Source organism: Nocardia sp. NPDC047648, assembly GCF_040642815.1.
Lineage (GTDB): Bacteria > Actinomycetota > Actinomycetes > Mycobacteriales > Mycobacteriaceae > Nocardia > Nocardia gamkensis.
The window spans coordinates 12,643-27,698 of record NZ_JBEYSX010000015.1 but is presented as its reverse complement, the minus strand read 5'-3'; the positions used below and the strand labels follow the sequence as shown (position 1 = coordinate 27,698).

General features: G+C 69.9%; 10 protein-coding genes. 5 read left to right on the top strand and 5 right to left on the bottom strand.

All coding sequences use genetic code 11. The annotated features are described in order from the left end of the window. Positions 1-16: 16 nt before the first annotated feature. A complete protein-coding gene (locus ABZ803_RS27230) occupies positions 17-469 on the bottom strand; it encodes an SgcJ/EcaC family oxidoreductase (protein WP_357043508.1) in 453 nt (150 codons plus the stop codon). A gap of 94 nt (positions 470-563) precedes the next feature. On the opposite strand from ABZ803_RS27230, the gene ABZ803_RS27225 reads away from it, so the two are divergent. Next, positions 564-1,034: a MarR family transcriptional regulator gene (locus ABZ803_RS27225; protein ID WP_357043506.1), complete on the top strand. Its 471-nt coding sequence runs from the start codon at positions 564-566 to the stop codon at positions 1,032-1,034. On the opposite strand, the gene ABZ803_RS27220 is transcribed toward ABZ803_RS27225, so the two are convergent. The 4 genes from ABZ803_RS27220 to ABZ803_RS27205 all read right to left on the bottom strand — a co-directional run bounded on the left by ABZ803_RS27220 (position 1,031) and on the right by ABZ803_RS27205 (position 9,374). Next, entirely contained in the window at positions 1,031-2,128 is a 1,098-nt protein-coding gene (locus tag ABZ803_RS27220) for an esterase-like activity of phytase family protein (RefSeq protein ID WP_357043504.1), read from the bottom strand. The genes ABZ803_RS27225 and ABZ803_RS27220 overlap by 4 nt on opposite strands. Positions 2,129-2,241: 113 nt before the next feature. Next, positions 2,242-4,392 carry a 3-hydroxyacyl-CoA dehydrogenase NAD-binding domain-containing protein gene (locus ABZ803_RS27215; protein ID WP_357043502.1) on the bottom strand — a complete coding sequence of 717 codons (2,151 nt, stop codon included), beginning with the start codon at positions 4,390-4,392 and terminating at the stop codon, positions 2,242-2,244. Between the two features lie 115 nt (positions 4,393-4,507). Next, on the bottom strand, positions 4,508-5,722 hold the full coding sequence (locus tag ABZ803_RS27210; RefSeq protein ID WP_040864405.1) for an acetyl-CoA C-acetyltransferase: 1,215 nt from the start codon (positions 5,720-5,722) through the stop codon (positions 4,508-4,510). Positions 5,723-6,092: 370 nt separating this feature from the next. After that, complete coding sequence (locus ABZ803_RS27205) at positions 6,093-9,374, bottom strand: DNA polymerase III subunit gamma and tau (protein WP_357043500.1); 3,282 nt, start codon at positions 9,372-9,374, stop codon at positions 6,093-6,095. A gap of 404 nt (positions 9,375-9,778) precedes the next feature. Between ABZ803_RS27205 and ABZ803_RS27200 the strand changes: the two genes are divergently transcribed. The 4 genes from ABZ803_RS27200 (at position 9,779) to ABZ803_RS27185 (ending at position 15,056) form a co-directional block, all read left to right on the top strand. Further along, complete coding sequence (locus tag ABZ803_RS27200) at positions 9,779-10,642, top strand: hypothetical protein (RefSeq protein ID WP_357043498.1); 864 nt, start codon at positions 9,779-9,781, stop codon at positions 10,640-10,642. Between the two features lie 79 nt (positions 10,643-10,721). Then, positions 10,722-12,968: an MMPL family transporter gene (locus ABZ803_RS27195; protein ID WP_357043496.1), complete on the top strand. Its 2,247-nt coding sequence runs from the start codon at positions 10,722-10,724 to the stop codon at positions 12,966-12,968. Next, complete coding sequence (locus ABZ803_RS27190; RefSeq protein ID WP_357043494.1) at positions 12,965-13,654, top strand: TetR/AcrR family transcriptional regulator; 690 nt, start codon at positions 12,965-12,967, stop codon at positions 13,652-13,654. Before ABZ803_RS27195 ends, ABZ803_RS27190 begins: the two co-directional genes overlap by 4 nt. 85 nt (positions 13,655-13,739) lie before the next feature. Next, entirely contained in the window at positions 13,740-15,056 is a 1,317-nt protein-coding gene (locus tag ABZ803_RS27185) for an ammonium transporter (RefSeq protein ID WP_357043492.1), read from the top strand.

The following is a 15,056-nucleotide window of genomic DNA, read 5'->3' as shown; positions in this document are numbered from 1 at the left end:
ATCCGTCGCGGATCGGTCAGCGCTGCTCGGCGGGACGTGTCGCTGGAGTGATCCAGAAGGTCATGCGCTCCATGAGCTTCCTGCGTTTGGTGTTCTGAAAAGCGGCGATGCGCCATCTGCCGCCCCTGCGGACCAGGGTGTAGGTCTGGACCTTGGCCGGCGGCTGCTTCGGCGATCCCTTGTAGGTGTCGCCCCGGCTGGTGACCACGGCTACATCCGGACCGTAGTAACGAATGTCCAGCACCTCGTCGGCCAGCCGGGTGCCCTTCAGGACGCCCGCGAACAAAGCTCGGTGCGAAGCCACGATGTCCGCGCGGCCACGGTAATGGGTGCCGAGGTAACTGGTGTAGGTGGCGTCCTCGGTGAAGACCTCGCCGTAGGCGTCGGCATCTCCCCGCCCCCAGGCGTCTGTCAGCTCGGCGAGGACGGCCAGGATGCCGCGCCGGTCGGTGCTCTCGTCGCCGCTCATGATGGTGCCTCCATGGTAGATTACTTCTTGTGAGAGCTTTCTTCTTAAAAGAAGTCTCTTCGTGTAAGAAGAAATTAGTGGATGGAGGGATCTCGTGTCAACACCCGAGACCGGGCCGCACGGCCTTCGACCGGACGCCCATGAGGTCTACCGGCGCTATCTGAGCGCGGTGATGCTGCACGGCCAAGCCGGGGCGCGTGCGGTCGATCTGGGCGCCACCGACCTCTACGCGCTCAACATCCTGGGACTGGCCGGACCGATGACGCCGGGCGAACTCGGCGCTCGCAGCGGCCTGACCACCGGCCCGACCACCCGGCTGATCGACCGGCTGGAGGAGGCGGGCTACGTCCGCCGCGCGCCGGTCCCGGGCGATCGGCGCAAGGTGATCGTCGAACTGGTCGGCAAGCCCGCTGATCTGGACGAGGTTCTCGCCCCGGCGCGGCGGCGCATCGGCGAGATCATCGGCGGCTACTCACCCGAACAGCGCGAAGTGCTTTTCGACTACTTCGCGAGGGCCGCCGCCGCCTACCAGGCCGCCGCCGAGGAGTTGCGTCCCGCGGACTAGGCGACGGCGAGGACGACGACCTGGGTGATCTGGCGGCTGTCGAAATTGTCGTCGCTGACCAGGACCAGGGTTCGTTCGCCGGAAGGCAGCCGGGGTCCCCACGTCATACCCTCCACGTTGTCGACGGCGGCGAGTCCGACGTCGTCGAGGTCCACCAGCAGCCGCTTGGCCGCCGGGCGCGCGGCGCCGAGCGGAGCATCCAGGATGTCGGTCGCGCCGCTCAGGTCGGCCTCGTAGACGCGGATCTTGTTGGCCGTACCCGGGGAGAAAGACCGTTCCAGCACAAGAAGTTTCGTCGGGTCGAGCGGATCGGCGGCGAGGATGGACGCGATCCCGGTGCCGCCGCGGCCGGGTTCGGGCCGCGACTCGGCGAAGACAGGCTCCATCGGATACGCGTACTGCGCGAGTAGCGGTCCGGATCGAGCCTGGACGGTGATGCGCGCCAGCGCTGCACTGGTCGTGGTCGGCGGCGGTCCGTCCGGCAGCAGCGGCCCTTCCGTCGCGGTCGCGAACAACGCGCCGGCGGCCAGGAAGGTCGCTGCCTCCAGCGCCTGGTTCTGCCTCGGACCGGAGCCGGGACGCATCCGTTCGTTCTCCGGAATCGGCAGCTCACCGGCATAGGAGCCGTCCGGGTGCGCGATCCGCACCGATGGGTCGGCCAGCAGGTCGCCGTCGCGCTCGCCTTCTTGCGTCCAGTAGTAGTCGCCGGTCCACGGATCGACCCGGATCTCCTCCGGGTCCACCGACATCGGCGGGTAGGCAGCGCCCGTCGCGGTCAGCAGCGGCCGGGTGCCGGTGATCGTCACCGGTCCGACGCCGCGCTCGCCGACCTCGATGCGCGCGGTGTAGTACCGCGCGGGGTTCTTGCTCGACCGATCGTCGCTGATCAGCACGAATTCACCCGTGCGTGCCGAGTAATCGATACCGGACAGGCCGCCCACGGTGGTGCCCTCGAAGTCCAGGCCCGATGCGATCACCTGCTCGCCGAGCAAGCGCACCGAGGGCGCGGGCGCGGAATCGGCGCCCGCCACCGGCGCCGATGCGAGGACGAGGGCACAACCGGCAATCAGAACATGGCGACTACGTCTCGGCACGGCTGCCAACCTATCCGGCCGGAAGGACGCGAACGTGCACGGGCTGGGAAACGACGGAAGCCCGCCACCGCGAAAAGCGGTGACGGGCTTCGCCGTTGCACTCCGGCGCGAGACTACTTACGCAGCGAGGCCGGGACCTCGAAGCGCTCGCCATAGTTCTTGGCGAGGTAGTCGGCGCGTTCCACGAAGGCCTCCTGGCCACCCGGGTAACCGACGATGAACTGGTGCACACCACCGGTCCAGGCCGGGAAGCCGATGCCGAAGATCGAGCCGATGTTGGCGTCGGCGGTGGAGGTGAGCACGCCCTCGTCGAAGCACTTCTGGGTCTCGATCGCCTCCGCGAACAGCATGCGGTCGATCAGGTCCTGCAGCGGGACGCCGAAGTCCGCCGAGGTCTTGAAGTGCTCGCGCAGGCCGGCCCACAGACCGGTGCGCTTGCCGTTCTCGTCGTACTCGTAGAAGCCGGCCTTCTCCAGGCGACCCGGACGACCCTCGGACACCATGTAGTCGATGACATCCTGCGCCGGGTGCCGCTTGACGCCCAGGGTGGTGTCGCCCGCTTGCGCGGCTTCCAGGGTCTCCTTGGCGATCTTCTGCATGAGCTTCATGTTCAGCTCGTCCGACAGCTGCAGCGGCGCGGCCGGGTAGCCCGCCTGCAGACCGGCCTGCTCGATGGTGGCGGGCTCGATGCCCTCATTGAGCATGGCGATCGCCTCGTTGACGAAGGTGCCGATCACGCGCGAGGTGAAGAAGCCACGGCTGTCGTTGACGACGATCGGGGTCTTCTTGATCGCGAGGGTGTAGTCGAACACCCGGGCCAGCGCCTCGTCCGAGGTCTTCTCACCCTTGATGATCTCGACCAGCGGCATCTTGTCGACCGGCGAGAAGAAGTGGATGCCGATGAAGTCCTCCTGGCGCTTCACGCCGGTCGCCAGACCGGTGATCGGCAGGGTGGAGGTGTTCGAGCCCAGCAGCGCGTCGGGGGTGACGACGTCCTCGATCTCCTGGAACACCTTGTGCTTGAGCTCGGTGTTCTCGAAGACGGCCTCGATGACGAAGTCGACGCCCGCGAAGTCGGCCGCGTCCGCGCTCGGCTTGATCCGGTCCAGCAGCGCCTTGGACTTCTCCTCGGTGGTCTTGCCCCGGGAGAGGGCCTTGGCCTCGATCTTCTCGGAGTAGTTCTTGCCGCGCTCGGCCGCCTCGATCGAGACGTCCTTCAGCACGACCTCGTAGCCCGCCTTGGCCGAGACGTAGGCGATGCCCGCGCCCATCATGCCCGCGCCGAGCACGCCGACCTTCTTGATCTCCTTCTTCGGCACGTCCTTCGGACGCGAACCGCCGTTGTTGATCGTCTGCAGGTCGAAGAAGAACGCCTGGATCATGTTCTTCGCGACCGGGCCGGTGAGCAGGTGCACGAAGTAGCGGGACTCGATCAGCGACGCGTTGTCGATGTCGACCTGCGAGCCCTCGACCGCGGCCGACATGATGGCGCGCGGCGCGGGCATGTTCGCGCCCTTGAGCTGCTTGCGCAGGTTCGCCGGGAAGGCGGGCAGGTTCGCCGCGAACGCGGGCGAGGACGGGGTGCCGCCGGGGATCTTGAAGCCCTTCTTGTCCCAGGGCTGCACGCCGGCCTCGGGGTTGGCCTTGATCCACGCCTTGGCGGCGGGGACCAGCTCCTCGATCGAGCCGACCAGCTCGTCGACCAGGCCGATCTCCTTGGCCTTGGCCGGCTTGTTGCGCTGGCCCTGCAGCAGCACCTGCATGAGGGCGTTCTGCAGGCCCAGCATGCGCACGGTGCGGATGATGCCGCCGCCCGCGGGCAGCAGGCCGAGGGTGGCCTCCGGCAGACCGATCTGCGAACCCGGCACGTCCGCCGCGATCCGGTGGTGGGTGGCCAGCGCGATCTCCAGACCGCCGCCCAGCGCCGCGCCGTTGATGGCGGCGACGACCGGCTTGCCCAGCTGCTCCAGGCGACGCAGGGCGCTCTTGATCTCGCCGAGCTCCTCCATCAGCGCCTGGGCGTCGTCCGGGCCGACCTTCATCATGTTCTTCAGGTCGCCGCCGGCGAAGAAGGTCTTCTTCGCGGAGGTCAGGACGACACCGGTGATGTTGTCCTTCTCCGCCTCGAGCCGGTCGACGGTGGCGGTCATCGACTTCTTGTACAGCTCGTTCATGGTGTTGGCGCCCTGGTTCGGGTCGTCCATCGTCAGTACGACGATGCCGTCCGAATCCTGCTCCCAACCGATCATGTTGGTTTCGCTCACAGCTCTGTGTCTCCTAAGTGAATTGGCGGCGTTCGCGGCCCTACGTGGTCACGCAGGCTCCCGCCTCCGGGCCTTACGCTCACGCCGCCGTAAATCTTCAGCTGTCGGTTGGGGCTCAGACCCGCTCGATGATGGTCGCCACGCCCATGCCGCCACCGATGCACAGGGTGACCAGCGCGTAGCGGCCGTTGCGGCGCTCCAGTTCGTCGACCATGGTGCCGGTGATCATCGCGCCGGTCGCGCCCAGCGGGTGGCCCATCGCGATCGCGCCGCCATTGACGTTCAGCTTCTCGTCCGGGATGTTCAGATCCTTCTGGAACTTCAGCACCACGGAGGCGAACGCCTCGTTGATCTCGACCAGGTCGATGTCGTCGAGGGTCAGGCCCGCCTTGGCCAGCACCTTCTTGGCGGCCGGGGTCGGACCGGTGAGCATGATGGTGGAGTCGGCGCCGCTGGTGGCGGTCGCGACGACGCGCGCACGCGGGGTCAGACCGGAGGCCTTGCCCGCCTCTTCCGAACCGATCAGCACGAGCGCGGCGCCGTCGACGATGCCGGAGCTGTTGCCGCCGTGGTGCACGTGGTTGATCTTCTCGACGAAGTGGTACTTCTGCAGCGCCACCGCGTCGAAGCCGCCCATCTCACCGATCACGGCGAAAGACGGCTGCAGCTTGGCCAGGTCCTCGGCGGTGGTGCCGGGGCGCATGTGCTCGTCCTTGTCCAGCACGACGATGCCGTTCTGGTCCTTGACCGGGACGATCGACTTGGCGAAGTAACCGCCGGTGGTGGCCTTGGCGGCCAGCTCCTGCGAGCGCACCGCGTAGGCGTCGACATCGTCGCGGCTGAAGCCCTCGATGGTGGCGATCAGGTCGGCGGAGACGCCCTGCGGGACGAAGTAGGTGTCGTAGTTGGTGGCCGGGTCCAGCGCCCAGGCGCCGCCGTCGGAGCCCATCGGCACGCGCGACATGGACTCGACGCCACCGGCGAGAACCAGGTCGTCGAAGCCGGAGCGGACCTTCTGGGCCGCCAGGTTGACCGCCTCGAGGCCGGACGCGCAGAAGCGGTTGAGCTGGAACCCGCCGACGGTGTCGGGCAGGCCGGCCACGGTGACCGCGGTACGGGCGATGTCCGCACCCTGGTCGCCGACCGGCGCGACCACGCCGAGGATCAGGTCGGAGATCCGGTCCTCGTCGAGGTTCGGGAAGCGGCCGCGCAGCTCCTGGATCAGACCAACAGTCAGGTCGATCGGCTTGACCGAGTGCAGCGAGCCGTTCTTCTTGCCACGGCCACGCGGAGTGCGGATGGCCTCGTAAATGTAGGCCTCTGTGGTCATATCGGAGTGTTCCTTCCTCAATGTGCGGCGGCCGGACGTTCGTCCGTCCGAGCGCTTCTGTGCGGTCGACCGGAACGTTCGTCCGTCCGAGCGCTCCTGTGCGGCCGGGCCGGACATACGTCCGTCCGAGCGCTGGTTTGCGGCGACACCGCGGGTGCGGCGTGGCTGCGGCTGACCTCGCCGACCGGCCTTGCGGCCGACCGTTCCTAACGCTGTACAAAACCAGGCAGGCAAGAGCGATCGCACGTCACGGTCGCCCGTACGCCTGGGCATACCATAGAACGTCGGCGTACCGAAGCTCCCGGCTACCCGTACATACTACCGTGGAGTGCGAACTCCGGTTAACTTAACGTCGTGAGAGCGGTGGTTGTCAACCATCCAACCGTGTGGCACCCAGCTCACTCTTCAGCAATTCGAGGGCGACCTCGTCCGGGTCGCGCCGATCGCCGGGGGCCACCGGATCGGCCGCGGCGGCCATCATCTCCCGCTCCTCTTCCGGCGTCGAGGCGGGGACGGCGCCGTCGCCGCTCCAGCCCCGGCTGCTCGCGGCGTCGCTTCCGCTCGGTTCGGCGTCGTAGGGCGGCGGATAGTCCGCCGGGCCGGGATCATCCGGCAGGTCGGGATAGTCGGGCGGCGGGATGTCGTCCTCCGCGGGGAACGGGCGCGGATTCGCGCCGCCCGCGCGGGCGCGACCCGCGTTACCCGGCTTCTCGGCGCCCGCGTTGCGCGCCTGGCTGGGGCGGGAGAACCTCGGCGGTGCGGCGGCATCAGGAGCGCGGCCTGTCGCGTTGCCGGATTCACGTCCCGGCTGGCCCGCCGCCTGTCCGCGAGCACGGTTCCCGCTACCGCCGGCCCGTGGCGCCGCCGCGGGCCGTGGCGCCGCGCCGCCCGCTTCCCAGCGCACCTCGTGGTCGCGGCCGAGCACCGCCCGCACCGCCGAACGCACCGCTTCCAGATTCCGCGGATCGGACAGGCGCTGGGCCAGCGGCGCGTGCTGATGCGCGAAGACGATGACCTCACCCTCCACCCGGGCGACCGACGCACCGGCGAGCATCGCCTGCACGGCCGCGCCGAATTCCCGCACTTTGGCGCGGATATCCGCCCAAGCGGCTTCCACCTCGCGCAGCAGATCACCGCTCGGCGCCGAGGCAGAACCGGCGGGCTCCTGCGCGGGCGCGTGGGGCGGCCCTGCCTCGGATCGCCCAGGATCGCCCTGACCGGCACCGGAATCCCGCACGTCGGGCGAGTCGGCGGCACCACCATCGGGCCCGGCGGCAGCACGCCGCGCCACACTCGGGCCCCCAGCCCCAGGATCACGCCCGACAGCGGAACTCTGCGCGGCATCCGGGCCCGCGCTCCCGCGCTCGCGCCCCGAACCCGACCCGGAGGACGACTCGACGGCACCGCGATCACGCCCGACAGCGGAACTCCGTGCCGCATCCGGGCCCGCGCTCCCGTCCTCGCGCCCAGAACTCGCTCCCGCAGCCCCGCGATCAGTCCCCACAGCGGAACTCCGCGCCGCATCCGGGCCTGCGGTCCCCTGCTCGCGCCCAGAACTCGGCGCAGCAGACGAATCCGCAGCCCCGCGATCCCGCCCGACAGCGGGATCCCGCGCCGTGGTCGACTCTGCGACCCCCTGATCAGATCCCCCAGCAGAATTCCGCGGTGTGGTCGACTCGGCGGCCCCGCGATCAGGCCCCACGGCAGAATCCCGCGCAGCAGTCGCGTCGGCGGCCCCGCGCTCGTGCACGGAACCCCGCGCGGCAGTTGGGTCGGCCCCGGGGGCGTTCCCGACGGCCGGATCGACGGTAGGCGGCGCCGCCTGCGCATCCGATGCCGGAGAACCCGCCTGCTGCGGCGACGGAGAAAGTCCCGATTGCGCTATGGCGTCGGAAACGCGCTGCACGGCAGCCGGTCCGGAAGGAATGCGGCCAGTTTCGGCGGCCGCTGCGCTGCCAACCGGCCCGGACGCCTCAGGATTCGCCCCCGAAGCACCTGCCGTCCCGGCCTTCGAAGTACTCGGCGCGGCGGTCGCGCTCGGCCCTCCCGCCTGCATCGTTCCCGCCGACCCGCTGCCGGGCCCAACGGCGGCGTCTGGTTCGGCCACCGGCGCAACATGATCCGCGCCGCCTTCGGTGGCCGGAGCCGACGCATTCGTGGACGACTCGCCACCGGCGGACATCGGTCGATCCTCGCCGCCCGGTGCGGCGACAGTGGAACCTGCCGCACCCGAAGACGGACTTCCCCCGCCACCGATCGGCACGGGGCGATCAGCGGTTCCGACACCAGGCCCCTCGGTTTGCGCCGAACCGCCGACGGGATCAGCTCCCCCGGCTTCGGCAGCGTCCTCCGAGCGACCACCGCCGCGGTTCTCGCGACGAATCGCGGCCAGCGCCTCGGCACCCCGGCGGCGAGGTGACTCCGACGGCGACCCGGCCCCCGCCGTGGGCTGCGCGGGAGCGGGCGCCGAAGACGCGGCGGGAGCGGCGAAGGAGCCCCCGGCCATACCGCGCTCGAGCCGTTCCAGGCGTTGCAGCGTGGCGGATTCCGCATCGGACGCCGAGGGCAGCAACATGCGCGCGCAGACCACTTCGAGCAGCAGTCGCGGCGCCGTCGCGCCGCGCATCTCGCCGAGACCCTCGTGCAGCAGCTGGGCGTAACGGGTCAGGGTGGCCGAACCCAATCGCTCGGCTTGGTCCCGCATCCGGTCGAGCACGTCACCCGGGCCGGTGACCAGGCCGCGTTCGGTGGCGTCGGGCACCGCCCGCATGAGGATCAGGTCCCGGAAGCGGTCGAGCAGGTCGGCGGCGAATCGCCGCGGGTCGTGGCCCGCCTCCATCACCCGGTCGACGGTGCCGAACAACGCGGCGCCGTCGTCGGCGGCCAGCGCCTCGACCGCGTCGTCGATCAGCGCCACGTCGGTGACGCCGAGCAGCGAGACCGCGCGGGCGTACGTGACGCCCTCGGGGCCCGCGCCGGCCAGCAATTGATCGAGCACGCTCAGGCTGTCGCGCGGCGAGCCGCCGCCCGCGCGAATCACCAAGGGGTACACCGCTTCTTCGACGGGCACGTGCTCCTGCTCGCAGATCCGCCCGAGCAGTCCGCGCATCGTGGCGGGCGGCAGCAGCCGGAACGGATAGTGGTGCGTGCGCGAGCGGATGGTGGGCAGCACCTTGTCCGGCTCGGTGGTGGCGAAGATGAAGATCAGGTGGGCGGGCGGCTCCTCGACGATCTTGAGCAGCGCGTTGAATCCGGCGGTGGTCACCATGTGCGCCTCGTCGACGATGAAGACCCGGTACCTGGACTCGGCGGGCGCGTAGAAGGCGCGGTCCCGCAATTCCCTGGTGTCGTCGACGCCGCCGTGGCTCGCGGCGTCGAGTTCGATGACATCGAGGTTGCCGGTACCGCCGGGCCCGAGGGCCACGCAGGACGGGCAGGTACCGCAGGGCGTCGAAGTGGGGCCCGACACGCAGTTCAGCGATCGGGCCAGGATGCGCGCGGAGGACGTCTTACCGCAGCCGCGTGGACCGGAGAACAGATAGGCATGACTGATCCGCCCCGTGTCGAGCGCGATACTCAGCGGGTCGGTGACGTGCTCCTGACCCACCACCTCAGCGAACGTTGCCGGTCGGTACTTCCGGTACAGAGCCACGGCCAGAGGTTACCGGCGGCCTCCGACAAAGGACATGCCCGCCCGCCGCGCCGGGTGCGGGCTCCCACGGGCGCGCGAATGTGATCCAAGTCACAACATGCGCCACGTCTTCTTCGACGGCCGCCCCTCGCACGCGCGATAGCAACCTCAGAGCTATCGCTCACGCTGCACGAGCGAAGTCCGGACACAGCCGCCACGGCGCCCTGCCCGAGCCGGAGAATGCGGACTCACACCCCGATTTACCTCGACTTTTCGGAGATAACGAAACCGCAACCATGGGTGACATCGATGCAATCGTCTGGCTAACGTGGCAGTCGGCAACTTCGGTAGCCAAACCTTCATCAGGTTGGTGACCCCGGCCGGTCCCTCATCCCGACCGGGGCACAACCTCGAGAGCACCACGGGTGACCAGCGCCAATTCCCCCACTTCCACCGGAGGACCGTCCACCGTGTCGTGTGACGACATCGCCGCCGCCTGGCTGTCCAGCACCGATTTCGCAGGCGACCGCTCCGCCGTCGCCCTCTTGAGCCGCGCCATCAGCCCGCAGGAGTTCGCGATCAAACGCGACTCGCTGCCGGTCACCGCGGCAGCCGATCCGGCCACCGCGGCCGCCATCCTCGAACTCCTCGAGCGCGGCCAGGTGCCGACCATGGCCGCGATCCGCACCCTGACCGCGCAGAACGAGATGCGCCGCGAGGCCGAGCGCATCGAACGTCTCGGCCGCCGCGCCCAGCGCAGCATCGATGACTTCGGCCGGGTGCTGGCCAAACTGGCCGACGCGCACTGGACCGCGCACGGCTACGGGCCCACCCGCCGCGACGTGCTGTGCACCGAGCAGATCATGTCGCTGATCCGCACCCGCGTCGGCAACATCGCCCCATCGGCGGTCAAACACCTCTGGCTGATCGAGCGGGCCCAGCGCGCGGGATGGATCGCCTCCAACGCCAATCCCCGGTCGCTGTGCGCGGCCCGCCGTTTCTACGCGGCCCAGTACGGAAACCGGGTCTCGTTGCGCCCGGTGAACACCATCGGCACCGCGATCGCGGCCTATCTGGCCGATTACCTCGACGAACACGGCCGCGCGCCACGCTGGTCGGTGGTCGCGCAAGAACTGCGCGACGACCGCGGCCGCCGGATTTTCCACAACACCGCCGATGCCCGCGCCCAGGAACTCTGGTTGACCACCGCGGAGTGGGTGGAGATGCGCGACGACCTGCCCGTGCCCGGACGGAGGGGATTGCGGGCCATCCGTAAGTCCCGCGGCTGACTCGGGCGCCGCCCGCGGGCTCGACACCCTGGGTTAACGGCGTTACTCTAACGCCGTTAACCTATCGAGCGGAGCCGCGATGCTGACCCGGATGGCCCGATTCATCACCCGATCTCCGCGCGCGGTGCTGGCCGCGGCGCTCGCGGTCGCCGTGCTGTGCGGCGTCTTCGGCGCCACCGCGCCCGCGCACTTGAAGTCCGGCGGGTTCACCTCGGACGACGCCGAATCCGCCCTCGTCAATGAGCTGATCGCCGACAACTTCGCCGGCGCCGCGCCCAATTTCGTCCTGCTGGTCGGTTCGGACGCGGGCGCGGACGATCCGGCCACCAAGGCGGCGGGCATCGGGCTGGCCGACGCGCTGAAGGCCCGCGGCGACGTGCGAGGCGTGCAGTCCTACTGGACCACGCCGCAGCCGCTGTCGAACGCGTTGCGCAGCGCCGATCGCAAGAGCGCCCTGGTCGTCGCCTATCTCGACGGCGACGAGACGCAGGTCCAGCAGACCGCGAGTGAATTGAAGCGGCAGTTCTCGGGTGTCTCCGACGGCATCACGGTCCGCCAGGGCGGCATCGCCGCGATCTACCACGACGTCACCGAGCAGACCACCCGCGACCTCACCCTGGCCGAGGGCGTCGCGGTACCGCTGTCGATGATCGTGCTGGTCCTGGTGTTCGGCAGTCTGGTCGCCGCGGCCCTCCCGTTGACCATCGGGGTGTTCGCCATCTTGGCGACGCTGGCGCTGCTGCGCCTGTGCACGCTGTTCACCGACGTCTCGATCTACGCGCTGAACATGACGACGGCGATGGGGCTGGCGCTGGCCATCGATTCCAGCCTGTTCATCGTCAGCCGCTTCCGGGAGGAACTGGCGCGCGGCCTGGATCCGGCCGCCGCCACCATCCGGTCGGTGCAGACCGCGGGGCGCACCGTGCTGTTCTCCGCGCTCACCGTCGCGCTCTCGCTGGCCGTGCTGAGCGTGTTCGACCTGTACTTCCTGAAGAGCTTCGCCTACGCGGGCGTCGCGGTGGTCGCCGCGGCGGCCACCGCATCGATCGTGGTGCTGCCCGCGGCTCTGGTCCTGCTCGGGCACCGGGTGAACTCCCTCGACCTGCGGGCTCCGCTGCGCCGCCTGTTGCGCCGCGGCGCGCCCGCGCCCGGCCCGCGGGCGCCGGAGGACAGCGGCTGGTACCGGCTGGCAGGTGTGGTGATGCGGCACGCGGCGCCGGTCGCGATCGTGATCATCGCGCTGCTGCTGGCGCTCGGCGCACCGTTCCTGTCGGTGAAGTTCGGTTATCCCGACGACCGGGTGCTGCCGGTCAGCGCCACCAGCCGCCAGGTCGGCGACGCCCTGCGCACCGAGTTCCCGCAGGCCGATCCGGTCGCGGGCACCACGATCGTGCTGGACGGCTACCACGGTGACAACGCGGCGCTCGGCGGGTACGCCGCCGAACTGTCGAAGGTCGAAGGCGTGCCCGCGGTGCTGTCCGCGGCCGGGGTCTACGCGGCGGGCGCGCGAGTCGCGCCCGCTCCGCCCGGGATGGCCAACGACACCGGGACCTACCTGAATGTCGCGACCAAGCTCGATCCCTTCTCCCCCGCCGGGGACCGTCAGCTGACGGCGATCCGGGCGATCCCGGCCCCGGGCGAGGCGCTCTACGGCGGCGCCGCGGCGGCCAATGCCGACTCCCTGCACGCGCTGGCCGCCCGCCTTCCGCTCGCGGCGGGCCTCATCGCCCTCACCACCTTCATCGTGTTGTTCCTGTTCACCGGCAGTGTCGTGCTGCCGATCAAAGCCCTGGTGCTGAACACGCTGTCGCTGGCCGCCGCCTTCGGCGCGATGGTGTGGGTGTTCCAGGAGGGCCATCTGTCCGGTTTGCTCGGCTTCACGGCGGTCGGTTATCTGGTGCCGACCATGCCGATCCTGATGTTCTGCCTGGCCTTCGGCCTGTCCATGGACTACGAGGTGTTCCTGCTCTCGCGGGTGCGCGAGGAGTGGCTGGCCACCCACGACAACACTCGCGCGGTGGCGGTCGGCCTGGCCCGCACGGGCCGGATCTTCACCGCGGCCGCCGTGCTGATGGCCATCGTGCTCGGCGCGCTGGTCACCGCGAAGGTGTCGTTCATGCAGCTGCTCGGCCTCGGCCTCACGCTGACCGTGCTCGCCGACGCCACGATCATCCGCGGTCTGCTCGCGCCCGCGCTCATGCGCCTGCTCGGTCCGGCCAACTGGTGGGCGCCCGCACCGCTGGCCCGCCTGCACGCCAAGATCGGGCTGACCGAAGGCGAGGAGGACGCCGCAGCGCGCCCGCTGGAAACCGCGGGGCGCGCGTGATCGGTGGCAGGCGTCCGCGTTCGCCGCGCGGCTCCGGCGCCCAGCTGCGCGAGGAGATCCTGCGGGCCACGGCCGAACTACTCACCACGACCGGGCATGCCGACGCCGTCTCCATCCGGGCGGTGAGCAAGCTGGTCGGGGTGAGCGCGCCGTCGATCTATCGGCACTTCGCGGACAAGGACGAGTTGATCGACGCCGTCGTCGCCCAGGTCTTCGAAGACCTCGCCGAGGCGATGCGAGCGGCCACCGATCCCACCACCTCTCCGATGCACCAGCTGCACGATCAAGGCATGGCCTACGTCCGCTTCGCGCTCGAGCATCCCGAGCAATACCGGCTCGCGACCGCGCCCACCGAGACCGAGGGCGTGGTGGACCAAGTGCTCACCAGCGGTGCCTTCGAACATTTCACGGCCACCGTACGCAAGTGCATGGAGGACGGGACGATGGCGCGGCGCGACCCACTGCCGATCGTGCTGGAACTGTGGTCGGCGGCCCACGGCATCGCCTCCCTGCTGCTCGCCAAGCCCTTCCTGCCGTGGGGCGACGCGGAAGCCGTCGCCTCGCGCGTGATGGGCGCGGCATGCGTCGGCTACAGCGTGCTCGACCTGGTGGGTTCGGACCCGCCCACACCGGACACGGTGACGGCGTGGCTGCGCCGCGTCAGGAAGGACCAGACGCCGGCCTGACCGCCTTTCGACCGATCGGCTGTCGGCCCGCGAGCGACCATTCGGTAACTTCCTCGCAGCGCACGCGCGCGGAAGGAGTGAACCCGTGTCTTCAACCATCGACCCCGCGGCTACCGCCTGGCTGCTGGTCAGCACGGCCCTCGTCCTGCTGATGACCCCGGGCCTGGCCATCTTCTACGGCGGCATGGTCCGCTCGACCGGCGTACTCAACATGCTGATGATGAACTTCATCGCCATCCCGCTGGTAACGGTGACCTGGCTACTGCTCGGCTACAGCCTGGCGTTCGGCGACGACGCGGGCGGCGGCCTGATCGGCGGCCTCGCCCACCTCGGCATGGCGGGCATCGATCCGTCCTCGGTGCGCGGCTCGGTGCCGGAGCTGTTGTTCGCGACGTTCCAGCTCACCTTCGCGGTCCTGACCGCCGCGCTGGTCAGCGGCGCCATCGCCGACCGGGCCAAGTTCGGCGCGTGGATGATCTTCGTGCCGCTCTGGGCGCTGGTGGTGTACGCGCCGATCGCCCACTGGGTGTGGGGCCCGGACGGCTGGCTGGCCTCGTTCGGCGCGCTGGACTACGCGGGCGGCCTGGTGGTGGAGATCGCCTCCGGCGCGTCGGCCCTGGCCCTCGCGCTGGTGCTCGGCCCGCGCGTCGGGTTCAAGGTCGATGCGATGCGCCCGCACAACCTGCCCTTCGTACTGCTCGGGGCGGGCCTGCTGTGGTTCGGCTGGTTCGGCTTCAACGCCGGGTCGGCGCTGGCGGCCAACGGCTTGGCCGCGGCCGTCTTCCTGAACACCTTGGTGGCGGGCTGCCTCGGCATGCTCGGCTGGCTGGCGGTCGAGCAGATCCGCGACGGCAGGCCGACCACCTTCGGCGCCGCGTCCGGCGTGGTGGCCGGTCTGGTCGCCATCACTCCCTCGTGCGGGTCGGTCAACACCCTCGGTGCGCTGCTGGTCGGGCTCACCGCTGGCGTGCTGTGCTCGTTCGCGGTGGGCTGGAAGTTCAAAGTCGGCTACGACGATTCGCTCGACGTGGTCGGCGTGCACTTCGTCGGTGGCATCGTGGGGACCGTGCTGATCGGCTTGCTCGCCACCGAGGTGATGACCGGCGGTGTCGAGGGCCTGTTCTTCGGCGGTGGGCTCGCTCAGCTCGGCAAGCAGCTGGTGGCGGTGCTCGTCGTCGCGGCCTACGCGTTCGGCGTCTCGTTCGCGCTCGGCAAGGGCATCGACCGGTTCGTCGGATTCCGGGTCAGCAAGGAGGACGAGACCGCCGGGATCGACTTCGCCCTGCACGCCGAGACGGCGTACGCGGAGGGAGTGCACGGCCATGCGCCGCGCCGCCTCGGCGAAGGGCATCTCGGGCGTCCGCACGCCCAGCGCCCGCTCGAGGACGATCCGACGGCATGA